The sequence below is a fragment of the Luteibacter sp. 621 genome (genome assembly GCF_050435445.1).
Taxonomy (GTDB): Bacteria; Pseudomonadota; Gammaproteobacteria; order Xanthomonadales; family Rhodanobacteraceae; genus Luteibacter.
The window spans coordinates 321506-344741 of record NZ_JBNDKI010000002.1 but is presented as its reverse complement, the minus strand read 5'-3'; the positions used below and the strand labels follow the sequence as shown (position 1 = coordinate 344741).

The 23236-nt window shown below is 65.4% G+C and carries 20 protein-coding genes; 12 read left to right on the top strand and 8 right to left on the bottom strand.

The window, feature by feature from the left end; translation table 11 throughout:
- The first annotated feature begins 35 nt into the window (after nucleotides 1–35).
- Genes cyoB through ABIE56_RS03760 form a run of 5 tightly spaced genes read left to right on the top strand, consistent with a single transcriptional unit; the run spans nucleotide 36 to nucleotide 4769 of the window.
- Nucleotides 36–2009 carry a cytochrome o ubiquinol oxidase subunit I gene (gene cyoB, locus ABIE56_RS03780; RefSeq protein WP_429242604.1) on the top strand — a complete coding sequence of 658 codons (1974 nt, stop codon included), beginning with the start codon at nucleotides 36–38 and terminating at the stop codon, nucleotides 2007–2009.
- Nucleotide 2010: 1 nt separating this feature from the next.
- Nucleotides 2011–2637, top strand: a complete 627-nt coding sequence (gene cyoC / locus ABIE56_RS03775; RefSeq protein WP_247436964.1) for a cytochrome o ubiquinol oxidase subunit III — start codon at nucleotides 2011–2013, stop codon at nucleotides 2635–2637.
- Nucleotides 2634–3038, top strand: a complete 405-nt coding sequence (gene cyoD, locus ABIE56_RS03770; RefSeq protein ID WP_429242495.1) for a cytochrome o ubiquinol oxidase subunit IV — start codon at nucleotides 2634–2636, stop codon at nucleotides 3036–3038. The genes cyoC and cyoD overlap by 4 nt, the downstream gene beginning before the upstream one ends.
- Complete coding sequence (locus ABIE56_RS03765; protein WP_429242494.1) at nucleotides 3035–3808, top strand: SURF1 family protein; 774 nt, start codon at nucleotides 3035–3037, stop codon at nucleotides 3806–3808. Before cyoD ends, ABIE56_RS03765 begins: the two co-directional genes overlap by 4 nt.
- 37 nt (nucleotides 3809–3845) lie before the next feature.
- The gene (locus ABIE56_RS03760) at nucleotides 3846–4769 is read left to right on the top strand and encodes a DUF535 family protein (protein WP_429242493.1); all 924 of its coding nucleotides are present in this window, start codon (nucleotides 3846–3848) and stop codon (nucleotides 4767–4769) included.
- Here the strand turns inward: ABIE56_RS03760 and ABIE56_RS03755 are convergent.
- The 3 genes from ABIE56_RS03755 to ABIE56_RS03745 are packed head-to-tail and all read right to left on the bottom strand — an operon-like array spanning nucleotide 4757 to nucleotide 8836.
- Nucleotides 4757–7228 (bottom strand): TonB-dependent siderophore receptor, encoded by a 2472-nt coding sequence (locus ABIE56_RS03755; RefSeq protein ID WP_429242492.1) that lies wholly within the window; start codon nucleotides 7226–7228, stop codon nucleotides 4757–4759. The two genes, ABIE56_RS03760 and ABIE56_RS03755, sit on opposite strands and share 13 nt — an antisense overlap.
- 28 nt (nucleotides 7229–7256) lie before the next feature.
- The gene (locus tag ABIE56_RS03750; protein WP_429242491.1) at nucleotides 7257–8276 is read right to left on the bottom strand and encodes a FecR family protein; all 1020 of its coding nucleotides are present in this window, start codon (nucleotides 8274–8276) and stop codon (nucleotides 7257–7259) included.
- Complete coding sequence (locus ABIE56_RS03745) at nucleotides 8273–8836, bottom strand: RNA polymerase sigma factor (RefSeq protein WP_429242490.1); 564 nt, start codon at nucleotides 8834–8836, stop codon at nucleotides 8273–8275. Before ABIE56_RS03745 ends, ABIE56_RS03750 begins: the two co-directional genes overlap by 4 nt.
- Nucleotides 8837–9071: 235 nt before the next feature.
- Between ABIE56_RS03745 and ABIE56_RS03740 the strand changes: the two genes are divergently transcribed.
- Nucleotides 9072–10649: a methyl-accepting chemotaxis protein gene (locus ABIE56_RS03740; RefSeq protein ID WP_429242489.1), complete on the top strand. Its 1578-nt coding sequence runs from the start codon at nucleotides 9072–9074 to the stop codon at nucleotides 10647–10649.
- 110 nt (nucleotides 10650–10759) lie between these two features.
- Complete coding sequence (locus ABIE56_RS03735; protein ID WP_429242488.1) at nucleotides 10760–12445, top strand: ArnT family glycosyltransferase; 1686 nt, start codon at nucleotides 10760–10762, stop codon at nucleotides 12443–12445.
- A gap of 59 nt (nucleotides 12446–12504) precedes the next feature.
- Here ABIE56_RS03735 and ABIE56_RS03730 read toward each other — a convergent pair whose 3' ends face one another.
- Nucleotides 12505–13137, bottom strand: coding sequence for a YrbL family protein (locus ABIE56_RS03730; RefSeq protein WP_429242487.1), 633 nt, complete (start codon nucleotides 13135–13137; stop codon nucleotides 12505–12507).
- 130 nt (nucleotides 13138–13267) lie between these two features.
- Between ABIE56_RS03730 and ABIE56_RS03725 the strand changes: the two genes are divergently transcribed.
- Together ABIE56_RS03725 and ABIE56_RS03720 are read left to right on the top strand one after the other, a co-directional pair.
- On the top strand, nucleotides 13268–15178 hold the full coding sequence (locus tag ABIE56_RS03725; protein WP_429242486.1) for an LTA synthase family protein: 1911 nt from the start codon (nucleotides 13268–13270) through the stop codon (nucleotides 15176–15178).
- Nucleotides 15179–15193: 15 nt separating this feature from the next.
- On the top strand, nucleotides 15194–16057 hold the full coding sequence (locus ABIE56_RS03720; protein ID WP_429242485.1) for a class I SAM-dependent methyltransferase: 864 nt from the start codon (nucleotides 15194–15196) through the stop codon (nucleotides 16055–16057).
- 7 nt (nucleotides 16058–16064) lie between these two features.
- Here the strand turns inward: ABIE56_RS03720 and ABIE56_RS03715 are convergent, their stop codons facing one another.
- From ABIE56_RS03715 to ABIE56_RS03700, 4 genes are all read right to left on the bottom strand, one after another.
- Entirely contained in the window at nucleotides 16065–18668 is a 2604-nt protein-coding gene (locus ABIE56_RS03715) for a response regulator (protein WP_429242484.1), read from the bottom strand.
- A gap of 69 nt (nucleotides 18669–18737) precedes the next feature.
- Nucleotides 18738–19604, bottom strand: a complete 867-nt coding sequence (locus tag ABIE56_RS03710) for a cobalamin-binding protein (RefSeq protein ID WP_429242483.1) — start codon at nucleotides 19602–19604, stop codon at nucleotides 18738–18740.
- Nucleotides 19601–20386 (bottom strand): ABC transporter ATP-binding protein, encoded by a 786-nt coding sequence (locus ABIE56_RS03705; RefSeq protein ID WP_429242482.1) that lies wholly within the window; start codon nucleotides 20384–20386, stop codon nucleotides 19601–19603. The genes ABIE56_RS03710 and ABIE56_RS03705 overlap by 4 nt, the downstream gene beginning before the upstream one ends.
- Complete coding sequence (locus ABIE56_RS03700; protein WP_429242481.1) at nucleotides 20383–21384, bottom strand: FecCD family ABC transporter permease; 1002 nt, start codon at nucleotides 21382–21384, stop codon at nucleotides 20383–20385. The genes ABIE56_RS03705 and ABIE56_RS03700 overlap by 4 nt, the downstream gene beginning before the upstream one ends.
- Before the next feature lie 174 nt (nucleotides 21385–21558).
- Here ABIE56_RS03700 and ABIE56_RS03695 point away from each other — a divergent pair, with 174 nt between their 5' ends.
- The 3 genes from ABIE56_RS03695 (at nucleotide 21559) to ABIE56_RS03685 (ending at nucleotide 23236) form a co-directional block, all read left to right on the top strand.
- Nucleotides 21559–22326, top strand: a complete 768-nt coding sequence (locus tag ABIE56_RS03695; protein WP_429242480.1) for a hypothetical protein — start codon at nucleotides 21559–21561, stop codon at nucleotides 22324–22326.
- Complete coding sequence (locus tag ABIE56_RS03690; protein ID WP_429242479.1) at nucleotides 22323–22685, top strand: MliC family protein; 363 nt, start codon at nucleotides 22323–22325, stop codon at nucleotides 22683–22685. The genes ABIE56_RS03695 and ABIE56_RS03690 overlap by 4 nt, the downstream gene beginning before the upstream one ends.
- Nucleotides 22686–22774: 89 nt before the next feature.
- The gene (locus tag ABIE56_RS03685) at nucleotides 22775–23236 is read left to right on the top strand and encodes a MarR family winged helix-turn-helix transcriptional regulator (protein WP_429242478.1); all 462 of its coding nucleotides are present in this window, start codon (nucleotides 22775–22777) and stop codon (nucleotides 23234–23236) included.

Genomic DNA, 23236 nt, shown 5'->3' with positions numbered 1-23236 from the left:
GTCCGGTAATGAATACGCCCGATCTAGCCAAACTGATCTTCGGACGCCTCACCATTGAGGCGATCCCCTATCACGAGCCCATCCTCCTCGCCACGTTTGCAGGCGTCGCCCTCGGCGGCGCGGTCGTGCTGGGGCTGCTCTTCAAGTACAAGCTGTGGGGCTACCTCTGGAAAGAGTGGTTCACCAGCATCGATCACAAGAAGATCGGCATCATGTACATGGTGCTGGGCATCGTGATGCTGCTGCGCGGCTTCGCCGATGCGCTGATGATGCGCCTGCAGCAGGCCATCGCCTTCAACGGCAACCCCGGCTTCCTGCCACCGCACCACTACGACCAGATCTTCACCGCCCACGGCGTGATCATGATCTTCTTCGTGGCCATGCCGCTGGTGACGGGCCTGATGAACTACGTGGTGCCGCTGCAGATCGGCGCGCGCGACGTGGCGTTCCCGTTCCTCAACAACTTCAGCTTCTGGATGACGGTATCCGGCGCGCTGCTGGTGATGGCCTCGCTGTTCGTGGGCGAGTTCGCCCGCACCGGCTGGCTGGCCTACCCGCCGCTGTCCGGCCTGGCGCAGAGCCCGGATGTGGGAGTCGACTACTACATATGGTCACTACAGGTGGCCGGTGTAGGAACGACCCTCTCCGGCATCAACCTGATCGCCACCATCGTCAAGATGCGCGCGCCGGGCATGACCATGATGAAGATGCCGGTCTTCACCTGGACCTCGCTCTGCACCAACGTGCTGATCGTCGCCGCCTTCCCGGTCCTTACGGCCGTGCTGGTGCTCCTGGCGCTTGATCGTTACGCCGGTACCAACTTCTTCACGAACGACTTTGGCGGCAACGCCATGATGTACGTGAACCTGATCTGGATCTGGGGCCACCCCGAGGTCTACATCCTGGTGCTGCCGGTGTTCGGTATCTTCTCCGAGGTGGTCTCCACCTTCAGCCAGAAGCGCCTGTTCGGCTACGCGTCGATGGTGTACGCCACCGTGGTGATCACCGTGCTGTCGTACCTGGTGTGGCTGCACCACTTCTTCACCATGGGCTCGGGTGCCAGCGTCAACTCGTTCTTCGGCATCACCACGATGATCATCTCGATCCCGACGGGTGCGAAGCTGTTCAACTGGCTGTTCACCATGTACCGCGGCCGCATCAAGTTCGACGTGCCCATGCTGTGGACCGTCGGCTTCATGGTCACGTTCACCATCGGTGGCATGACCGGCGTGATGCTCGCCGTGCCGCCGGCCGACTTCCTGCTGCACAACAGCCTGTTCCTGATCGCGCACTTCCATAACGTGATCATCGGCGGCGTCATCTTTGGCCTGTTCGCCGGTATCAACTACTGGTTCCCGAAGGCCTTCGGCTTCCGCCTCGATCCGTTCTGGGGCAAGTGCTCGTTCTGGTTCTGGCTGGTGGGCTTCTGGGTCGCCTTCATGCCGCTGTACGTGCTGGGCTTCATGGGCGTCACCCGCCGCATGAACCACTTCGAGGATCCGTCGCTGCAGATCTGGTTCCAGATCGCCGCCGTCGGTGCGGGCCTTGTCGCCCTGGGCATCGGTTCGTTCCTGATCCAGATCTTCGTCTCGATCAAGAACAAGGAAAAGCTGCGCGATGTCACGGGTGACCCGTGGCACGGCCGTACCCTGGAGTGGGCCACCTCGTCGCCGCCGCCGGAATACAACTTCGCGTTCACCCCGCTCATCCACGATGCGGATGCCTGGTGGGACATGAAGGAGCGCAACGCCACGCGTCGCACCGAAGGCTACCTGCCGATCCACATGCCGAAGAACACCGCTGCCGGTTTCATCATCGCCGCGTTCGCCTTCGTCTTTGGCTTCGCCATGATCTGGCACATGTTCCTGATCGCCGGCCTGTCGTTCCTCGGCATCCTGGTGAGCGCCATCACGCATACCTTCAACTACAAGCGCGACTACTACATCCCCGCTGACGTGGTGGAGCGTACTGAGACCGCCCGTACGGAAGAGCTTGCCGCCCATGTCTGATATGCACGCTACCCCGTCCGCGGCTGTCGCGGAAAACCAGACCCAGTTCTGGATGACCAAGGATCACCATCCGGAGAACGGAACCCTGCTCGGGTTCTGGATCTACCTGATGAGTGACTGCCTGATCTTCGCCTGCCTGTTCGCCGTCTACGGCGTGCTGGGCCGCAGCTATGCCGGCGGCCCCTCAGGTGCGGATCTGTTCGAACTGCCGCTGGTGGCGCTCAACACCACCATGCTGCTGCTGTCTTCGATCACGTACGGCTTTGCCGTACTGGAGATGCAGAAGAACCGCCGCGGCACGATGATGGCGTGGCTCATCATCACCGGCCTGTTCGGCCTGGCGTTCCTGGGCATCGAGCTGTACGAGTTCGCCCACCTCATCCATGAGGGTGCGGGCCCGCAGCGCAGCGCGTTCCTTTCATCGTTCTTCACCCTGGTAGGCACCCACGGCCTGCACGTTACCTTCGGTATCGTCTGGCTGATCACGCTGCTGTTCCAGGTGGGCAAGCATGGCCTTACCGGTCCGAACAAGCGCCGCATCATGTGCCTGTCGATGTTCTGGCACTTCCTTGATGTGGTGTGGATCGGCGTCTTCACCTTCGTTTACCTGATGGGAGTGCTGCCGTGAGCGCGCACGCTGAATCGCACGATCACCACGATCACGACCACCACGACGACGAAGTCGTCAGCCACAGCACGCTGGGCGGTTACCTCCTCGGGTTCTTCCTCGCCGTGGTGCTCACTGCCATCCCGTTCTGGCTGGTGATGGGCAAGGTGGTGCCGGATACCCGCACGCTTTCCGTGATCCTGCTGGCCTTCGCGGCCATCCAGATCGTGGTGCACATGATCTACTTCCTGCACATGGATACGAAATCGCAGGGTGGCTGGAACATGCTGGCGCTTATATTCACGCTGGTGCTGGTGGTCATCACCCTGTCGGGTTCGATCTGGGTCATGTTCCACATGAACGCCAACATGATGCCGGGCATGTCGCACGACATGAGCCAGCAGGTGAAGAACCTGCCTTGAGCGCGTCGCCCGCAACAAACCACGAAACGCCGCGCTCTCCGCGCGGCGTCTTCGTTCTGGGCCTGCTGGCACTGTTCGGCGCGGTGGTGTTTGCCGCCTTCGTCGCGCTGGGCACCTGGCAGGTGCATCGCCGCTCGTGGAAGCACGAGTTGATCGCACGCGTGGATGCCCGCGTCCACGCCCAGCCGGTGGATGCGCCGGGTCGTGGCCAGTGGCCCCAGGTCACGGCCGAGGGCGATGAATACCGGCGGGTGAAGCTCGCTGGCACCTTCCTCCCCGAGAAAAGCGTGCGCGTGCGCGCCAGTACCGAGCTGGGCCTCGGCTCGTGGCTGATGACACCGTTGCGCCGCGATAACGGCGAGGTGGTGCTGGTAAACCGGGGCTTCGTTACGCCCGCATGGTGCAGCGGCAAGGCGACGTGCACCACCGGGCCAGCCGGCCATACGACGGTCACCGGCCTGCTCCGGATGACGGAGCCCAAGGGCGCGTTCCTGCAAAAGAATGACCCGGCGGGAGAACGCTGGTTCTCGCGCGATGTGGCTGCCATTGCCAAGGCTGGGGGCGTTGCCGACGCTGCGCCGTACTTCGTGGACGCCGACGCCGCCTCGGCTCCGGGCCGCACCGATGGCAGTGATGCGCCGGTGGGTGGCCTCACCGTCATCGCCTTCCCGGATAACCACCTGCAGTACGCCCTGACCTGGTATGCGCTGGCACTGCTCACCCTCGTGGGCGCGTGGGTGGTCTGGCGGGATGAACGTAAACGCCGGTAGGCATTTCAATTTTTGAGCCCCCAACCGTCTAGGGGGTATGTCGTCCCGCTATCCGCACAGCCGCACGCTCCACGACCTGCCCCTGGCCTGGTCCCCGCCCGCCGCCAACGCGGGCGGGTTGCGGCTGGTACTGGCGCACTTCCGCCGCCGGGCGGCCCAGCGCCATCGCTTTCCGCTCACCGAAAACCGCATGCGCTACCTATGGCGGACCCTGCGCGCGTTCCCGCGCCAGGCGGCCTGGTTGCGCCTGGTGGGCCGCTCGCGCGATATGCGCGAGGCAGCGGAGGTGAATCCCGCGCTCTACGAGCGCTGGCAGCCCCACTATATTTCCCGCCGCTTCGACCTGGTCGAGCGGGCGCGAATCATCGAATCGCATTACCGTTTCGTATCGCGCGAGTTTCCCGAGCGCCTCCGCCTGCGCCTGCTCAAGGGCCATGACGTCCGTCTAGCCACGCTCCCCCTCGGTAATGGCCAGCTGGCGTACGTGCATGCCCGTGCTCCTGAGAGCGAGCAGTGCGGAGAGCTCGGGCTTTTCCTGCTCAATGCCGACAAGGAAGTGATCTCGTCCTGCGCCATCACGTTCGCCGGCACGGAAGGCCTGTTGCTCGGCGCCATGAGGGGCTCCTGGGCGTATCTGGGCCGGGCCGCCATCGCTGGCTTCACCCGCGCCACGGGCGGCCTGCATCCGCGCGAGTTGCTGCTGGCTGTGGTCCGCGCCATGGCCACCTATTACGGGATCGAGCGGATCCGCGGCGTGTCGGCGGGTTCGCATCCGCTGGATCGTCGCGACGGCGTGACCCCGACGGCCTACGATCGCTTCTGGCGTCGCCACGGCGGCGTCGCCGGTGCGGCGGGCTGCTACGAAGTGCCGGTGCAGGGGTTACCCACCGGGCGTCCCGTGCGGGATGCCTTCAGGCGCGAAGCCTGCGAGGTGGTGATCAAGGCGTTTCAGAAATCGTAAGAACCGGTAAGCAACACCGTGCGGCCCTGGCGAATCGGCACGAACGTATCATCGAAGTTCACGGCATACAGCGTGCGTGCAAACAGGTTCTTGATGCCGAGCGTCACGCGCCAGTGCTCGCCATACCGGGTGACGTTGGTCTCCACGCTGGCCTGGCCGGGGATGCCGAAGTACTGACCATCCACGCTCGTGCGGCCCAGGCTCCGGCTGCGCCCAAGGATGCCAGCGGCCACTCCCCATGGTTGCACCGGGCCCTGGCCGAAACGGTAGCTCGCCCACACGGCTGCCTGGTGTTTCGGCGTGCCGGTGGGGCGGGTGTCGTCGTTGTTATGGATGCGCGTTTCGGTGAGGCTGGCCAGCACATCAAACCCGGGCGCGACATTGCCGCTGAACTCCACTTCCAGGCCGCGGTTGGTCTGCCCTGGGCCTGGCGTCGCGAAGAACGGTGGCTCGGGCGAGACCAGGTCTACGCTGTGATCGACATGGATACGGTAGAGCGCCGCGGTCAGGCGTGCGCGCTGGTCGAACAGATCGAACTTGCCGCCCAGCTCTACCTGCCGCGAGGTCACCGCCGGCAGGGGCTGGCCATCCTTGCCCAATAGCGGATCCGGCTGGAATCCCACCGCGGTATCGGCATACACCGCTACCGTAGGCGTGAGTTTGTAGACGACGCCCAGCTTGGGCACCCAGCGCGATTTGCGCTGGCGGCGCGGCATGCCATCTTCCCAGTGCGTATCCAGTTGGTAGGTGGTGCGACGAAGCGCTGCCAGGATGTTCCAGCGCTCGCCGATCGCTACCTGGTCCTGCAGGTACAGCCCGGCGTTGGTTTGCCACGAGCCGCCCAGGTTCTGCACCGTGGTCACCGGTGCGACCAGCGAGTTGTACTTGGCGGACATGCGTGTACCGGTGGCGAGGTCGAACGCGATCGGCCGCGTCACGATCTGCGCATCGCGATCGGTATCGGAGGTCTCGAGTGTTTCGACCGTGCTGCCGCCGCCGCTGTCGCCAGCGTGCGTACGGGCAACATCAAAGCCCATCAAGACGGTGTGCGTGGTGTCGCCATGGCTGAACGTCGTGCGCAGGTCGTTTTGCCAGGTCCAGTAGCTACCCTGGTAGCGGAAGCTACGCGCCACCGGTACCAGATAACTGCTGTAGCCACTGGCGGCATACGACCAGTTGCGTCCGTCGCTGTGCTGGCGCACGTATTGCGCCTGGCTGTGGAAGGCCCAGTCATCGGTAAAGTCGTGATCGAATTCGAACACGGCACGCGTGGTGCGGTACGTGGAGTAGTCGTCGGGGACATCGGGCAGGTCGCGGTACGGCGATGCCGTGGAGAGCGATGCGCCCAGCAGCACCGTATGTTCCGGCCCCGGTACCCGGTTATCCACATACTCCAGGCCGCCCATCACGCGCGTATCGGCACCCTGCCATGCGAACGACGGAGCCAGGTAAGCGCCGCGCCCGTTGCCATGTCCTTGCTGGGTGCGTTCGGCGGCCTGGCCCGCGGCCACCAGGCGGTAGGTCCATGCGCCATCGCTGGATGCCTTGCCGGCGAGATCCAGGCCCAGGCGCGCGCCATCGTATTCACCGGCCGACCAGGTGAGCGTGCGCACGGTTTCCGCCTGCGGCCGCTTCATCACCACATTGATCGAGCCGCCGAAGTTGTTGTTCTGCGACGCGTCGCCAAGGATTGCCTCGGGCCCGCGCAGCACCTCTACCCGCTCAATGCCGATCAGCGGCGGCAGATCTTCCGTGCGTGCGATGCCATTTGGCATGCCATCCGTCATGCCATTGCCGGCGTCGAAACCGCGGATAAGGAACAACGGTGAGCCGCCATAGCCATCGACGTACTGCACGCCAGCGACGTACCGCGCCACGTCGCCGATGCTCACCGCCTGCTGGGAAGCGATGACTTCGCGCGTGACCACGCTGACCGATTGCGGGACATCGGTGAGGTTGGTCTCCGTGCGCGTAGCCGTGCGCGAGGTATCGGCCTTGAAGCCGTCATCGGCCAGGATGCCGCGGACATCGACCGTCGCCAGTGGCGTGACCGAGTGCGGATCGAAGGCGATGTACGGATCGGCGGGCGCGGGTACCGCGTTTTCGGGTTGCTGGCGCTGCCGGACCACCACCGTATGGGCATCATACGATTCGCGCTCCAGGTCAGTGCCTTCGAGCAGTTCATCAAGCGCTGCATCGGGGGTGAGCAAGCCTTTGGCCCCGGAGGAGCGCCAGTTGGCGATGGCCCCCGACGCCGTGAGCACCTGCACGTTGGCCTGCTTGCCCCAGGCGAGCAGCGCGGTGGCCATGGGCTGCGGCGCGATCGCAAAAGGCAGCACGGAGCCTGGCTCGCCAGCGGGCGACCCTTCGCCGGCCTGGGCCGGGCGTAGCGCCAGAACCAACGCAAGCGCGAGCGCGCCGGTGGTTACGCGCCGGCGCCCGCGAACGGTGTGCTGCAAGACCTGCGGCCCCAAGACTTCGATTGGGTCAGCGCGGCTTTGGACCCCGCGCCATGGATGTTTGTCGCGTTAGCTCAAGGTGGTCGGCATACGTATCCACGCGAACAGGGAATACGCGTGGCAAGGCCGCTACCCAACTGTCGATGGTATCGACCTGGACCGTGCCGGTAAACGTCAGGCGCGACAGCGCCGGATCAGTCACCCGGATGGGGCGCACGCTATAGCGGTTCACGTTCTCCAGCACGGAGGAAAGCGGTTCGTTGACGAACTCCAGGCGGTGCTCACGCCAGGCCGTCGCCGCCACCGGGTCGATATCCAGAATACGCATGGCTTGCGTCTCAGGATCGAACGAGACTTCACGCCCGGCACCCAGTTCCACGGTACCGCCATCGCCCTCATCGGCCGATGGCGACACGCGGACGCGGCCCTCGGTCACCGCCACGGTGACCCGATCGCCAGTACGACGCACGTTGAAGGCCGTGCCCAGGTCGCGGATGCGAAGGGGGCCCGCCGTCACAATGAACGGGCGCTCCGCGTGGGCCACGCGGAAGAAGGCTTCGCCGGCGTCGAGGTCCACGGCGCGAATATCGTGCCCATAGCGTGCCGTGATGGAGGTCGCCCCGCCCAGTTCGATGCTGGAGCCATCCGGCAGATCGATATCGCGATGCCCAGCGCGTTCGCTGGCATAGGCGCGCGGTGCCTCGGGCCCGTGGCGGTAAGCCAGGAACAGCCCGCCACCCAGTACCACCACGGCAGCAAGCCCGGCCGCCCATGCCAGGGCGGCACGTGCGGGTGCGCGGCGTCGCGTGGCCGTGTGGGGGGCAAAACGGGCGACCAGGTCGGCCCGCTGGTCGCCTTTCAGGGCAGCGGCTTCCTCGGCCAGGGCGCTGGCGCGATCAAACGCGGCGGCGTGGCGGGGATCGGCTTCCAGCCACGCGGTCCACTGCGCAAGCGCCTGGTCCGGCAGGGCGGGGTCGCGCAGGCGTGCCCACCACTCGGCGGCGGCGTGCTCGATGCGGTGGCCAGGGGCGAAGGTTGGAGGGCTCATCGTGGGGTCTCCGCACGGTCTCTGCGGTCACGGCAATGCGCAAGCGCATGGCCGACGTGGTAGCGCACCATGCGCTCACTCAGGTTCATCGCTTTGGCGACGGACGCAAAATCACGGCCGTCGATCACGTGCATGACAAACGCCCGGCTGGTCTTGGGCGGCAGCTCATCCAGCGCTTCGCGCATGTCGCGCCACTGCTGCAGGGCGGAGGCGTGCTGCTCGGGAATCGGGGTGACATGCCAGTCGTCGTGGTCCGGGTCCACCGGTGCCGCGGCGCGCACGTTGCGCATACGCAGGCGATCAACCGCCAGGTTCGCCGCCGCGCGGAACAGGAACGCCCGCGGGGAGTCGATCTTGGTGGATTCATCCAGCGAAAGCAGTTTCAGGTACACCTCCTGGGCCACTTCCTGGGCGTCGGCATGCGAATTCAGCCGTACGCGCAGGAACGCGACGAGCGCCGCGTTGTGCTCGCGGAAAAGCGCGACCACCTGGTCGGCGCGTCGTCCGCGGGGCGCGCCAGTCGCCTCGGATGGGTCCATCGTCTGGGGTACCGCGTTCATGGGGGGTGTTCCGGATATAGGGTCGCACGGTGCGGAACCGGAGTGCGTACGGGCAGGGACGCACGCCAGTTTCCGCACCGGCGAACCCCTTAGACGTGCCAGCCCCGGAAAATTGAAATGGGTCCCTCGGGTCTTCACATCTTTTCGGTCAAGCCGGGGCTGGATCATGCCGATAAGGCATTACCTACCCCCTCACGATGCAAGCGGACTGCGTCATTTTCCCGGTCTGCTGTCCATGTCGTTGCTGTATCGCTTTCGCATCGCCACCCGTCTGGCTGTCCTGGGTCTGCTCCTGCTTGGCGCCACCGTGCTGGTCGGTGCCGAGGGCTGGCGCGGCCTGGCGCGCATGCATGATTTCCAGGTCCGGTCGGCGACCACCTCCCTGGCCTTCGCCGCGGCTGCCGATACAGCGCGAGTGGCCCAGGTCGACTTCAAGCGCCAGGTGCAGGAATGGAAGGATCTGCTGCTGCGCGGCGGTGATCCGGCCGAGTTCGAGAAGCACCGCCAGGGGTTCTCAACCATGGCTGGCGCGGTCCGCGGCGACCTGGAGCGCCTGCGTGGGGACATGGTCCGGCTTGGATTGCCAGCGACCGAGGCTGATACCGCGCTGGCGACGCACGCAAGCTTGCTCACGACATACACCGCCGCGCTGACCCACTTCAAGTCGGCTGACCCGGGCAGCGCCCACGTGGTGGATGGTCTTGTGAAAGGCATCGACCGGCCGCCCACCGCCGCCATTGATGGGATCGTCGAGCATGTGCGCTCAGCGTCCGCGACATCGGCGCGTCAGTTAGAGGCCGCAAGCGCTGCCGTCTACCAACAGGTGCTCATGCTGCTCGCGACGGTCGTTGGGCTGGCCGTGGCTCTCGGCGTCATCGTCACCATTCTATTGGCGCGCAGTATCACCCGGCCAATCAGCCATGCCGTGCAAGTCGCCGAAGCCGTTGCCGGCGGCGACCTGTCGAGCGTCATCGTGGCCAAGGGTCGCGATGAAACGGCCCTGCTGCTTGGTGCGCTTTCGCTCATGAACACAAAGCTCCGCGAGGTTGTCGCAGCGATTCGCCGGGGTGCGGAAGAAATCTCGCAAGCCACCGGCGAGATCGCCGAGGGCAACCTCGATCTTTCGTCGCGAACGAGCGAGCAGGCCGCGGCCCTGGAAGAAACGGCGTCCTCCATGCAGGAGTTCACCGGTAGTGTGCACGCCAACGCCACGAGCGCACGTGAAGCGCGAAGCGCGGCCGAGAAGTCCTTGGAAGGTGCGCGCGAAAGTGAGCAGGCGATGCGTGATGCCGTGGTCGCGATGGATCGCATTGCATCGGTGTCGGCACGCATTACCGAGATCACGGAGGTGATCGAACGCATCGCCTCGCAGACACACATCCTCGCACTGAACGCGGCGGTCGAAGCCGCCCGCGCGGGTGATGCCGGGAAGGGCTTTCATATCGTGGCCGGTGAGGTTCGCGTGCTCGCCGCCCATTCGAAGACAGCGGCCGGCCAGATCCGCGCCCTGGTCGAGGAATCGACCGAGAGCATCGCGGATGGATCGCACCTCATCGGCCATGCTGGCAAGCGCATGGAAGGCCTGGCGAACGATGTCGACCAGGTCACCGTGTCGGTACGCGCGATCGCCACCCTCAGCGATACGCAAGCTGCGGGCATCCTGCAAGTCAACCAGGCGGTACGCCAGATCGACGAGGTGACGCAGAGCAATTCGGCCCTTGTGGAGCAGGCGGCGGCCGCAGCCGATGCAGTGAAAGCACGTGCACGTGGACTGGTCGAGAGCGTGGCCTTCTTCCGCACCGAGGCCGCCTGACGCGGAACGATCGGAGGGCCGACAAAAGGCTGCCATTCATAAGGCTTCTGTAAGGGCTCCGACACGGCCGCTGGGCTAGGATGCATCCATCCCTCCCGGTCGGCCGCTGCATGCTTCCCACTGAAGACCGAACCGCCTGGCGTCACCTCGCCTGGTTCATGCTCATCGCACTGCTGGTACTCGCCGCGGGCATCGGCCTGCGTGATCCGTGGCCGCCGGATGAGCCGCGCTTCGCGCTGGTGGCGAAAGAAATGCTCGATTCCGGCCAGTGGCTCTTTCCCCACCGGGGCATCGAGCTCTATGCCGATAAGCCGCCCATGCTGATGTGGACCGAAGCGGCATGGATGTGGATCACCGGCGGGTGGCGTGGCGCATTCCTGCTGACCTCGTTGTTCTCGGGCCTGGGCACGCTTGCGCTGGTGTGGCACCTGGGCCGCCGTTTGTGGGACGAGCGTACGGGCCTGTATGCCGCGGCTATCGTGCTCATGTCCATGCCGTTCATCGATGTGATCCGGCATGCGCAGATCGACCCGCTGAATCTGTTCTGGATCACGCTGGGTAACACCGGCATCCTGTTGCATTGCCTGCGTGGGCCCAACTGGCGCATGTACTGGCTGGGCTGCTTCGCGGCAGGCCTGGGCGTCATCACGAAGGGTGTAGGCGTCATTGCGCTGTTCATGCTCGTGCCCTATGCCGTTTGCCGTGCACGCGGGTGGCCAGGCCTGACACGTACGCGTGGCGATGGCTGGCGCTGGGCCGGCGGAGCCATCGCGTTCCTTCTCGCGATAGCCGTGTGGCTCGGCCCGATGCTGGCGACGGCGTACGGAAAGCAGACGCCGGAGTACCTTGCCTACGTCAACGATATTCTCTTCCACCAGACGGCCGAGCGTTACGCGAACTCGTGGCAGCACCACGAGGCGCCGTGGTTCTTTCTCGTCGTCATTCTTAGCGGTTGGTTGCCGACATGGTTGCTGATTCCCGCCGTGGTTCCCCGCTGGCGCAATGCGCTGCGCCTGCGTGAGCCCCGCGTATGGCTTCCGTTGGCATGGTGCGTGTTGGTGTTGCTGTTCTTCTCGATCCCCAAGGGCAAGCGCGAGATCTACATCCTGCCGATGTTGCCGATGCTCGCATTGGCGATGGCGCCTTATGTGGTCGAGTTGGCGAAGACGCGTTGGCTGCCGCGCGTTGCCTTCGGCATCGCCGTGGCCTGCGGGCTGGTATTCACCGGCGCAGGCGTGTGGGCATTGACGACCGCGCCGGGCGCCGCACGGCGTATCGCGAAAGGCTACGAACTGGCGGGCCACGGCGAGGCGCTATGGGTCTGGGTGATTGCCGTTGGTGTCGCGTTCTTCGTGGCGGCTGTCGCGTTCCGTCCGCGCCGCGGGGTGGGCGCGCTCCTGTGCGGCATGGCCCTTGGCTGGATCATCTGGCCGCTGGGTACGTATCCGTTGCTCAACGCGAACCAGTCCACGCAGGCCGTCATGACAGCGGCTGACCAGGCCATCGGCCCCGATGGCCAGCTAGGGCTCGTGGCGTGGCGAGAAGAGAACTTGCTACAGGCAAAGCGCCCCGTGACCGAGTTTGGATTCTCCCGCGCCGCCGCGGCGCAGCTTGCGGACGCGCGCGCGTGGCAGGCTGCGGACCCCGGCCATCGCTACATTTTCATCAATGCCGATGCCCTGGATAGCTGCGTGGCGGCTGACCGTGCCGTGGCTCTGGGCACGGCAAACCGGGTGAGCTTCCTGCTGCTGCCTGCCGATGCCACGAAACCCGGCTGTGTTCCGACGCCGCTGTAGGCGCGCGCTTGCGCGCGAACCGGCGGCGGGGCAGCGGGCTATCGCGCGCGAGCGCGCTCCTACAGGGGCGCTGGGCGCTGCGGGGCTTCGGCGATCGTTCGCTTTAGCATGCGTTCGTACTTTTTCTTTGTGCGCGCGGCATTATGCGAGCGACTCATCGACTGGTGCGGGATGATGTTCTTCTCGCCGAAGCCATCGATCATCACCAGGCGGGGGCCACCGCGGGAATCTTCGCCGTAGACCACGTTCCACGCATGCAGGTCGGCGGCGATGGTGTCGTGGCTGAGCAGGCGGGCGTAGAAGGCTTCCATTTCAGCGCGGGTGCGTTCGGTGAAACCTTCGGCCTTGACCCAGTCATGCAGGGTCGGGGCAAGGCGGCCATCCGGCGCGCGTACTTTTTCCACGATCTGGCCCAGGCCGATATCGGTCATCTCCAGCCCTACCACGCGCGCAATCGGCGACGTTTCATAACTGCCCACGTACACGCTGGTCACGTACTCGCGGAACTCGCGGACGAAATCCTTGTACGGGCCGCAGCGGGCGATACGGCGGTACCAGGGGGCCTGGTTCCAGCGGGTCTCGATCGAGGCGCTGGAGATCACCTTCACCAGCAGGCTCTCGTCATCCGGGTGCTGGTACACCTCGCGGACATGGCCGGTGGCGATGGGCGTGGCGTCGGCCAGTCTGAACATCGTGGTTCCTCGCAGGGCGCCCCGAAAGGCTGCGGTAAGTTGCTGACAAGGCGCACAGTGTAAAGTGAGCGGGCTGTAACATGCCCGTCACCGCGTGGCCGCTGCGCCGCGCCCAGCCCGGACCACCCTCGTGCGCAAGCTTATCTGGCGTTTCGTCGCCGCCGTCCTCGTCTTCCTGACCCTTGCCCGCCTTGGGTTCTCGGCCTGGCAATGGTCGCGCGTCCATGATGCCGGCGGCCTGTGGCCCGTGCTCCTGGGCGGCTGGCGCATCGATCTTTCCCTGCTGGCCATGGTGATCGCGGCACCGGCCCTGCTGGCGCCCTGGCTAGGGCACCGGGCATGGCCTACCCGTATCACCGCATGGTGGCTGCGGTTGTGGTGGCTGCTGTACGTGCTGCTGGAGGTCTCCACCCCTCAGTTCATCGTCGAATACGACACCCGCCCCAACCGTCTGTACTTCGAATACCTCACCAGCCCGCATGAAGTCGCGTCCATGCTGTGGAACGGCTACAAGCTCTCGGTAGGGGCGGGGCTTATCGTCTTCGCGCTGCTGGGCTGGATCGGCTTCAAACTGCTGCCCACGCGCCGCCCCGATGCGCGCGCGGTACGTGGCTGGGTGCGCCCGGTGGCCACGGTGCTCGTCTTCTGTGTGTTGTTCCTGGCGGGGCGCGGCACCTTGCAGCATCGCCCGTTGAATGCCTCGCAAGTGGCTTTCACCAACGATGCCATGGTCAACACGCTGCCGTTGAACTCGTTGTACAACGTGCTCAACGCCGCGCTTGCCCTCGGCAACGAGCGTTCTGCATCGGCCGTGTACGGCAAGCTGCCCGATGACGAAATGAACCAGATCGTGCGCGATACGGCGGGCCTCACGGGCGCCCCGCTCGATCCGCAATATCCATCGCTGCACAAGCAGGTCGCGTCCCGCCAGGACGGCAAACCGCTCAACCTGGTGATCATCCTGGAAGAAAGCCTGGGTGCGCAGTTCGTCGGCAGCCTGGGGGGCGCAGGTTACACGCCAGAGCTCGACAAGCTTTCAAACGAAGGCTGGTGGCTGGAACGCACCTATGCGACCGGTACGCGCAGCGCGCGCGGCCTGGAAGCGGTCACGACCGGCTTCCTGCCCACGCCCGCCGAAGCCGTACTGAAGTTGCCGCGCAGCCAGCGTGATTTCTTCACGTTGGGAGCCCTGCTCGATACCTACGGTTACCACACCCGGTTCCTGTATGGCGGCGAAGCGCATTTCGACAACATGCGTTCGTTCTTCTTCGGCAACGGCTTCAACGAGGTGGTGGACCGCGCGAGCTTTGAAACGAAGCCGGCATTCGTCGGCTCGTGGGGTGCCTCGGATGAGGACATGTTCAACGAGCTGCACCACCGCCTGATGGATGATGGTGACAAGCCGACGCTCACCGTTGCGTTCTCCGTCTCGAACCACACCCCGTGGGAATATCCCGCTGGACGGATCAAGGCCGAGGGTGACCCGGCCAGCAATGCAAACGCCGTGCGTTACGCCGATTGGTCCATCGGGCAGTTCTTTGAAAAGGCCAAGGCCTCGCCGTACTGGAATCACACGGTGTTCCTGATCGTGGCCGACCACGATGCGCGTGTGTTCGGTGCCAGCCTGGTGCCGGTGCGTCATTTCCACATCCCTGCGTTGATCCTTGGCGCGGGTGTGCCGGTGAAGAAGGATGAGCACATCGTGAGCCAGGTCGATCTGGCGCCTACTCTGCTTTCACTGATCGGCATCAGTAGTGAGCATCCCATGCTCGGCGCCGACCTCACCCAGCGCTATCCGGACCGCGCGATCATGCAGTACGGCGACAACTACGGTTACCTGAAAGGCGATACGCTGCTGGTGCTTCGCCCGAACCAGCCGCCCACGCAGTACCACTACGGCGTGCAAGGCGAGAAGCTCGATCCGGAGTCGGTCGATCCGCAGCTGGAGAAGGTCGCGCTGGCCCACGCCTTGTGGCCGAGCTGGGCATACAGCCATCAGCGCTATCGGCTTGCGCCGACGCCTGGCGCAGAGCGCCCGTAAGTCAGGGGATCGCCCGTGGCCTACCATGCCCCGATGATCCCTTCACTCGCCCGCGCCCTGCGCCTGCTCGGCGAACATGGCGATGCCGGGCCTTTTCTGGCCAGGGCGCGGGACGAGGGCTCGCTCATGGCGGCCGCCCTTGCACACGCGGCCATGGGCGACGAAGAGCGCGGCGCCTACGATGTGCCGCGCGCGTTCGAAATCTTCATTCGCGCAGGCGGCAATCGAGCGCTGTATGGCGAAGTGAGCGCAGCGCTGGCTCGACTCTATGAACAGCTGGGCGTGCGTTGCCTGCTCGATATCGGCGTGGGCGATGGCATGGCGCTGCTGCCCGCGCTGGGCCAGACCCGGCGTGCCCCGGTTACGGTGGATGTGGTGGAGCCATCGGGCGGCCTGCTCGATGCATTGCGACCCCGGCTGCCCGCAGGGAAGGCGTGGCAGCTCACCTTGCAAGCCTTTCTTACGCAGCTTGGCCCAGAGCGCCGATGGGACCTTGTGCAATCGACGTTCGCGCTGCAGTCCATCCCACCGGGTGATCGCCTCAACGCGTTGAAACGTTTGCGGCGCCATGTTACCCGGCTGGCCATCGTAGAGTTCGATGTGCCGGTGTTCGCGAATGCCGAACAGCGCTTTGCCTCGCTTGCCGAGCGTTATGAACGCGCGGCGCATGAGTATGGCGACGATGCCCCGCTGGTGGCTGGCGGCTTTCTTGCGCCGATGTTGCTGGGCCAGCTTCGGGCGACAACCCCCTCCAACTGGGAACAACCCATCACGGCCTGGCAGGAAGAGTTGGTGCGCGCGGGATATCGCGTGGCATCGACCACGCACGTGCACGACTACAGCTGGGCACCTGCCTGGCTCATTGTCGCCAAGGCCTGAGCGCGGGTCAGTCTACGCAGGGCAGCGCGCGGGCGATGGCCTCGGCAAGTGTTGCCTGAGAATAAGGCTTGGCAAGCCGGGGAAAATCGAGTTGCTCGCCCGCAGGCAGATCGGCGTAGCCGGTCGCCATGATCACAGGCAGTGTCGGCCAGCGGCCACGCACTTGCGCGGCAAGCTGCGCGCCGGTCATCTGCGGCATGGCATGGTCGGTGACAACCAGGTCCACGCTGTGCTCGGCCAGCAGGCGCAACGCTTCGAAACCGGAACGTGCAGCGACCACGTCGTAGCCAAGGTCCTCCAGCATCTCCACCGTGGTGGCCCGGACGAGGTCGTCATCATCCACGGTAAGGATGCTCAGCCGTCGTGCACTGGGGCAGCGCGGCTTGGCTAGTGGCGTCATCGCGGGCGCAGGATCCATGGGCGCCGTATCCGCCATGGCGGGCAACCATATTTCGGCCGTCGTTCCCTTGTTGACCTCGCTATGCAGCGCAAGCATGCCGCCCAACTGCTCGGCCAGGCCCTGGGCCATGGAGAGGCCCAGGCCGGTTCCCTTGCCCACGCCCTTGGTCGTGAAGAAGGGCTCGGTGGCCCGCTTCAACGTGTGCTCATCCATGCCGGCGCCTGAGTCGGTCAGCGCCAACCGTACATAACGTCCCGGCGCCAGGCGTTCATCGGCCTGGCCCACCCATGCTTCACCGGTGGTGATGACGATGGTGCCCACGCCATCCATGGCATCGCGTGCATTCACCGCGAGGTTGAGCAAGGCGGACTCCAGCTGGTTTGCATCGGCCTCCACTGCAGGCAGGCCGGTTTCGAAGCGCGTCTCCACGGTGATGGTGGCGCCCAGCGAGCGCTCCATCAGCTCGGTCATGCCAATCACCAGGGCGCGCAGATCGACACGCTCGGCTTTAAGATCCTGGCGGCGTGCGAACGCCAGCATGCGGCGGGTGAGTGAGCTGCCGCGCTCTGCGCCGGCACGCGCGTTATCCACCAGGCGCAGCAGCGGGGGCTCCTGCGGAATACGTTCACGCAGCAATTCCAGGCTTCCCTGCACGGCCATGAGCAGGTTGTTGAAGTCGTGCGCGATACCGCCCGTCAGATTGCCAAGGGCTTCCATCTTTTGCGCCTGGCGAACATGCGCTTGCGATCGCTCGAGGGCAGCCGAACGTTCGGCGACCTGCTGCTCGAGCTCTTCACGGAACCGCCGCTCGCCGTCGCGTACCTCGGCCTCCGCGCGTACCCGCGCGATGTGTGCCCACGAGCGCTCCGTTACCTCGTCGAGCAGCGCAAGCTCACGTAGCTGCCACTGGCGCGGCAATCCATCGTGAATGGCCATGAGCGCCGTGAGCTTGCCACCCTTGATCAGGGGGATGCAGATCGTGGCGGAAATGCCCAGGGCCTGGAAGGTTTTCGCTTCCTCAGGCTGCAGTTCGCGCTGGTTATCCTCGATGATGAGAGGCTTGCCCGCGCGCAGGCGCTCCACGGCCAGCGTGCCGAAATCGGCCAAACGATAGCGGCCGACGATGCTGGCATACCCTGGTAGTGTCCAGTCGCCGCGGATGGTGAACGCATCTTCGTCCGCATCCATATCGGCGTACGCGCACAGCGCCACGCCAAGGTGCTCGCCCAACATCCGTGTGCTGGTACGCAGGATGTCATCTGCATTGGTGCTGCGTGCGGTCTGCTCGTTCAGTGCATCGAGGAAGCGCAGGCGTCCTTCATTCTCACGCAGGGCCTGTTCGGCCGACTTGCGCGTACTGATGTCACCGGCGGCACCAAACCATTCAATGATCGCTCCGTCCTCATCGACCACTGGCACGGCACGTGACTGCACCCAGCCAATCGAACCATCGACGCGCTTCACGCGATGCTCCAGTTCAAAGATGCCCTTGCTACGCACGGCCCGGTCGATGGCGGAGCGAATGCGTGGTTGCTCGTCGTGCGGTACGTAGCCCGCCATCCAGTCGGGGGAGGGTTCCGTGGTATCGGCGATGAACCCGCGCCCGTCGAGGGCGTTCATGCTGGCCCAGCTTGGGTCCATCCGGTAAACCACATCGGATGTGGCATTCACCAGTGCGCGAAAGCGGCTTTCACTTTCCCGCAGGCGCTCTTCGGCGCGGACCCGCTCGGTGGTCTCCACGACGATAGCAATGACGCCGCCGGGCTTGCCGCTCTCATCCAGTACGGGTGAGTAGTCCAGGTTCATCCACACCGGCTCGGGCTTGCCATGCCGCTGCAGCGTAAGGCGCTGGTCCTTGTAGGCGAGCGTGCCACCGGCGAGTCCCACCCGCATCACGTTATCGTTGAAGTCGGCGATCTCTTCCCAGCCGCGGCGCACTTCCGAGCCCAGCAGCTGGGGGTGTCGCCCACCGGCGAAGACCGAGTAGGCGTCGTTATAGATCATGATGCCTTTCTCGCCCCACAGCAGCACGATGGGGACGGGTGAGAGCAGCAGCAGGCCCGTGGCGGTACGCAGGCTCTGTGGCCACGTTTCCAGGGTGCCAAGGCCCGTGGCTTCCCAGTTGAACGCCCGGATGAGTGCGCCCACTTCACCGCCCCCGTCGAGCCAGGTGAGATCGCGGTTCACGGTGGGTGTGGTGGCATCGGTCATGGGTGGCGCCGGTGGGTCAGCGGTTGAAATGTAACCACGGCAAATGTGACGGCGGCCGCAAGGCCGTTGCTAAGGCGTGCGCTTCCTCGCTTCATCCAGCTTCATGCACAACGTGCGAACGCTGGGCAGGATCGAGGGCGACGGCAGGGCCAGCGTGGGGGCATCGATCACCATGACATTGCCGTTCCGTGCCGCGGGCAGCGACGCGGCGTGGGCCCAGGCGTCCAGCGAATCGCCGTTGCCGCCCGCGGTCATCACCACGTCCGGCCGGCGTGCCAGCACGGCCTCGCGGCCCACCGTGGGTGCGGCCTGCGAGAGATCGTCGAAGATGTTCTGCCCGCCACACAGGTCAAGGGCGTCCGAGATCATCTGCGCGCGGCCGACGGTCATTAGCGGGCGATCCCATATCTGGAAGAACACCGTCACTCGCTTCTTGCCGGCGTACGAACGACGCAGCCCGTCGAGGGCCTGGACAAACGCGTTGGCATTGGCATTCGCTACGGGCGCCGTGCCGGCCAGCTGGCCAAACCGCCGCGTTGCCATGGGGATATCGGCCAGTCGCGTGGTCTCGGCGTAATAAATGGGAATACCCAGCCGTGCGAGCTTCTCGACCTGTGCGGCGGGCGTGCCGCTCTTCCACACCAAGATCACGTCGGGCCTGAGCGCGACGATGCGTTCGAGATCGAGCATGGTGGCATCGCCCACCACCGGGATGCGCCGTGCCGCATCCGGGTGCTCACTGAAGCGCGACGTGCCGACGACAAAGCTTCCGGCACCCGCTGCGTACAGCGTATCGGTGATGTTCGGCGCCAGGCTAATGATCCGGTGCGCGGGCGCGGGCAGCGTGACCGTGCGCCCTGCATCGTCGGTCACGCTCACAGCCGCCATGGCGGGCGCTGCAAGGAACAGGGCAAGCAAGGCAAGGCGATGGATCATGTGCGTTTGTCCGTGAGGCGTGCGGCGCGGAAGAACAGCTCACCATCAATGGTGATGCCGCGGATCGGATGGTGGAACGCGGCAGTGAGGTGCGCCGGTGTCACGATGGCCTCCTTCGCACCGGCGAGTGCGCCGCCATGCCCACCCAACAGCACCGCATGGGTCGCGTGCTGCATGGCAAGGTTGATGTCATGCACCGTGAACACGACGGCACGGCCTGCGCGTGATGCGAGCACAAGCTCTTGCAGGGTCTTCATCTGGTGGTGCAGGTCGAGTGACGACAGCGGTTCATCGAGCAACATGACGCCGACATCCTGCGCGAAAAGCGCGGCGATGTTGACGCGCTGGCGCTCGCCACCGGATAGCGTCGTGATATCGCGTTCGGCGAGGTTACCCAGTTCGAACCGCGCCAGTGCTGCGCGTACGGCGCCCAGGTCTTCATCGCCCCAGGCCCAGAACGGCAGGCGCGGATGGCGGGCGGCGGTCACGGCCTCGATGACGGTAAGGCTGAATGCATCCACCACCGATTGCGGCAGGAAGCCACGGCGACGCGCCAGGTCCATGGGTTTCCACGTGGCGATGTCACGACCATCCAGGAGTACGTGGCCGCCGTCGGGGTCACGCAGGCCTGCCAGCGTGCGCAGCAGGGTGGATTTGCCGGCGCCATTCGGACCCAGCACGCACCACACCTGGCCAGGCTCGATCTGTAAGTCCAGCGCATCGACCAGGCAGCGATCACGCACGGCCAGGCGCAGGCGCGCGGTGGATAGCGTGGCACTCACCGGCGTTGGACCAGCAGGAAGAGGAAGGTAGGCACGCCGATGATCGCCATGACCGCGCCCACGGGGAGCTGGATAGGATCGGCCACGATGCGCGAGATGGTATCGGCGATGACGACGAGCATGCCCCCGCACAGCGCGCTTGCCGGGATAAGCACGCGCTGGTCGTTGCCGACCACGCGGCGCAATGCATGCGGCACAACAAGGCCGACGAAGCCCACCGTGCCGGCCGTGGTCACGGCCACTGCCGTGGCGAGCGATGCGATGGCGAAGATCGCCGATTTCACGGCGTTCGGCCTTACCCCAAGGGCGCTGGCCGATTCCTCGCCACGCGCGAGCAGGTTCAGCTGGCGCCCCAGGGGCGCTACCAGGAAAAGGGCGGCCAGAAGGGAGAGCAACGGGGGCCACGGCGTGGCGACGCCACTTAGGTCACCCATCATCCAGAACAGCATGCCGCGTAGATTACGGTCGGGGGCCAGTACCAGCATCATGCTCACGATGGCGCCGAAGCCGGAGGCAAGCATGACGCCGATCAGGATCAGGTCAGTGGCATCGTCGCGGTGCGCCGCGCGGCGACGGGCGATCAGATCTCGGTGGGCAAGCACGAACACGGCAACGCAGGCGAACAAGGCACCCAGGGCGGCGCCACCGGCCGTCACGACGGCACCCGCGCCGGCCAGCATGGCGCCAAGCGCCCCCACGGCGGCACCGCCCGAGAGGCCCAGGGTGTAGGGATCGGCCAGCGGGTTGCGGACCAGGATCTGCATAAGGCAGCCGGAAAGCGCGAGCAGGCCGCCGACGCCGTACGCGGCCAGTGCCCGTGGAATCCGCAGTTCGTGGACGATGGTGTGCATGGGCGTTTCGGCCGCACCGGCCAGGCCATGCCACGACGCGCGGAGCGTGGATCCATCGCCGCCCAGCAGCACCGAGGCCAGCACCACCAGGGCCGAGAGCACGAGCAGGCCGGCCCAGATCCGAAGGGCTGCCCCGAACGTGGCCATTCGCGGAACCCGCGTTGTCGCTGCGCTTCGCACCCTGCGACGCTCCCGCCAAACAGCTCGGCAGGATAGCAGCGACGGGCTGTCCTTTTCACAAAGGACCGTGCTATTTCGAAAGCTGGCAGCCGCGTCTGCGGCGAGGATGTAGCCAGCGCTATCCAAACGGGGAAGCCACCCATGTTCGCCATCTTCGTCTCGCTGGGCGTGTTGCTGCTTGCGTGTGGCAGCCTCTACCTGGGCGGCTGGATCGCGCGGCGCATGCCCGAGGATCACCTGGTCTACGAGGCGCAAAAGGCCGCGCAGTTCGGGATCAGCATGATGGCCACGCTGGCCGCGCTGGTGCTTGGCTTCATGGTCACCTCGGCGCGGGCGACGTTCGACCGCGCCAACGATGACATCGTCGGGGTCTCGACATCGATCCTGCTGCTGGATCGCGCCTTGTCGGGCTACGGGCCGGAAACCGCGCCGATCCGCGCGGACCTGCGCGCGTTCCTGGCGCGTGCCACCGAACGCGTCGCCCCCGACGGGGAGATGGAAAAAATCGTGTTCCGCCTGCCGCACACGAGCCTGAGCCTGATCACGCAGCTGCAAAGCTCCATCCTGGCGTTGACCCCGGATACCGAAGCAAAGTGGTGGTTCCAGCGCCGGGCGCTCGACGTTACGGCCGACCTGGCCCGCCAGCGCATCCTCACCTCCGAGCACGAGAAATCATCCGAGCCGTTGCCGTTGCTGGCCGTCGTCACCGCGTGGATCGTCCTCATCTTCATCGGCATGGGCACGTTCGCCATGCACAACGCATCGGTCCGGATCGTCCTGTTCTGTGCCGCCCTGGCGTTCTCAGGGTCGATCTTCCTGGTGATGGAGCTGGAATCCCCTTACACCGGCCTGTTGCGCGTCTCCGGCGCGCCCTTGCAGCAAGCCGCCACGGAGCTCGCCCTTCCATGAAACCCTTGATTGCCCTTGCGGTGCTCTCGTTCGTCGCCTTGCCGGCAGGTGCCCAATCCCTTGCCATCCCAGGCGTGAAAACCGGCAAGCCCACGACGGGCACCTACCGTTGCCCTACCGGCAAGCCGTTCACGGTCACCTACTGGAATGGCGACAACGGACAGAGCTTCGCCCTGCTGCCCATCGATGGTAAGCCCACACTGCTGGTGAGCCTGATATCGGGCAGCGGCGTGCGCTACGCCGCAGGCTCAGTCATCTGGTGGACCAAGGGGCGCCATGCCGACCTCTACAACGCGGGAATGGATCCAGATACGGGCAGGGTGAAGCCAGTCACGTGCTCGGAATCGCCAGGGGCGTAACGCCCAAAAGGCCTCGCCCAAGCGTTGCCTGAACGGGCTCGGCGACGCGATATGGATGCTGCAATTATTAGCATGCTATCATTTATCCCATGACGCCCCTCGACCGGCTGCACATGCAGCTGACCACCCTTGCGCTAGCCACCAGCCGCCGTTTCCAGCGGATGCTGGACGTGCGCCTGGCCGATTTCGAGGTCACATCGGCCACCGTGGTGCCCATGCTGTTGGTGGGCCGCTCCGGTGGCGGTATCAATCAGGTCACCCTGGCCGACCAGATCGGCGTGACCGGCCCTTCGCTGGTACGCACGCTGGACAAGCTGGTCGAGCTCGGCCTGGTCCGCCGTGAAAGCGATCCGGCAGATCGCCGGGCCAAGACGCTGTGGCTGACCGAAGCAGGGGAGGCCATGGCCGTGCAGATGGAAGCCCGCATGGTGCAGATGCGCCGCGAGATCCTTGCCGCGGTGCCCGAGGAGGATGTGCGCGCTGCGCTGCGCGTGCACCAGGCGCTGAATGCGGCGCTTGTGTTCGATGGCCAGGACGACAGCGAAGCCTGA

What these genes read in the sequence shown, in the direction of transcription:
- cyoC (WP_247436964.1), top strand. Translation starts at nt 2,011, where the DNA reads ATGCACGCTACCCCGTCCGCGGCTGTCGCGGAAAACCAGACCCAGTTC.
- ABIE56_RS03760 (WP_429242493.1), top strand. Translation starts at nt 3,846, where the DNA reads ATGTCGTCCCGCTATCCGCACAGCCGCACGCTCCACGACCTGCCCCTG.
- ABIE56_RS03750 (WP_429242491.1), bottom strand. Translation starts at nt 8,276, where the DNA reads ATGAGCCCTCCAACCTTCGCCCCTGGCCACCGCATCGAGCACGCCGCC.
- ABIE56_RS03745 (WP_429242490.1), bottom strand. Translation starts at nt 8,836, where the DNA reads ATGAACGCGGTACCCCAGACGATGGACCCATCCGAGGCGACTGGCGCG.
- ABIE56_RS03740 (WP_429242489.1), top strand. Translation starts at nt 9,072, where the DNA reads ATGTCGTTGCTGTATCGCTTTCGCATCGCCACCCGTCTGGCTGTCCTG.
- ABIE56_RS03735 (WP_429242488.1), top strand. Translation starts at nt 10,760, where the DNA reads ATGCTTCCCACTGAAGACCGAACCGCCTGGCGTCACCTCGCCTGGTTC.
- ABIE56_RS03730 (WP_429242487.1), bottom strand. Translation starts at nt 13,137, where the DNA reads ATGTTCAGACTGGCCGACGCCACGCCCATCGCCACCGGCCATGTCCGC.
- ABIE56_RS03715 (WP_429242484.1), bottom strand. Translation starts at nt 18,668, where the DNA reads ATGACCGATGCCACCACACCCACCGTGAACCGCGATCTCACCTGGCTC.
- ABIE56_RS03710 (WP_429242483.1), bottom strand. Translation starts at nt 19,604, where the DNA reads ATGATCCATCGCCTTGCCTTGCTTGCCCTGTTCCTTGCAGCGCCCGCC.
- ABIE56_RS03700 (WP_429242481.1), bottom strand. Translation starts at nt 21,384, where the DNA reads ATGGCCACGTTCGGGGCAGCCCTTCGGATCTGGGCCGGCCTGCTCGTG.
- ABIE56_RS03695 (WP_429242480.1), top strand. Translation starts at nt 21,559, where the DNA reads ATGTTCGCCATCTTCGTCTCGCTGGGCGTGTTGCTGCTTGCGTGTGGC.
- ABIE56_RS03690 (WP_429242479.1), top strand. Translation starts at nt 22,323, where the DNA reads ATGAAACCCTTGATTGCCCTTGCGGTGCTCTCGTTCGTCGCCTTGCCG.
- ABIE56_RS03685 (WP_429242478.1), top strand. Translation starts at nt 22,775, where the DNA reads ATGACGCCCCTCGACCGGCTGCACATGCAGCTGACCACCCTTGCGCTA.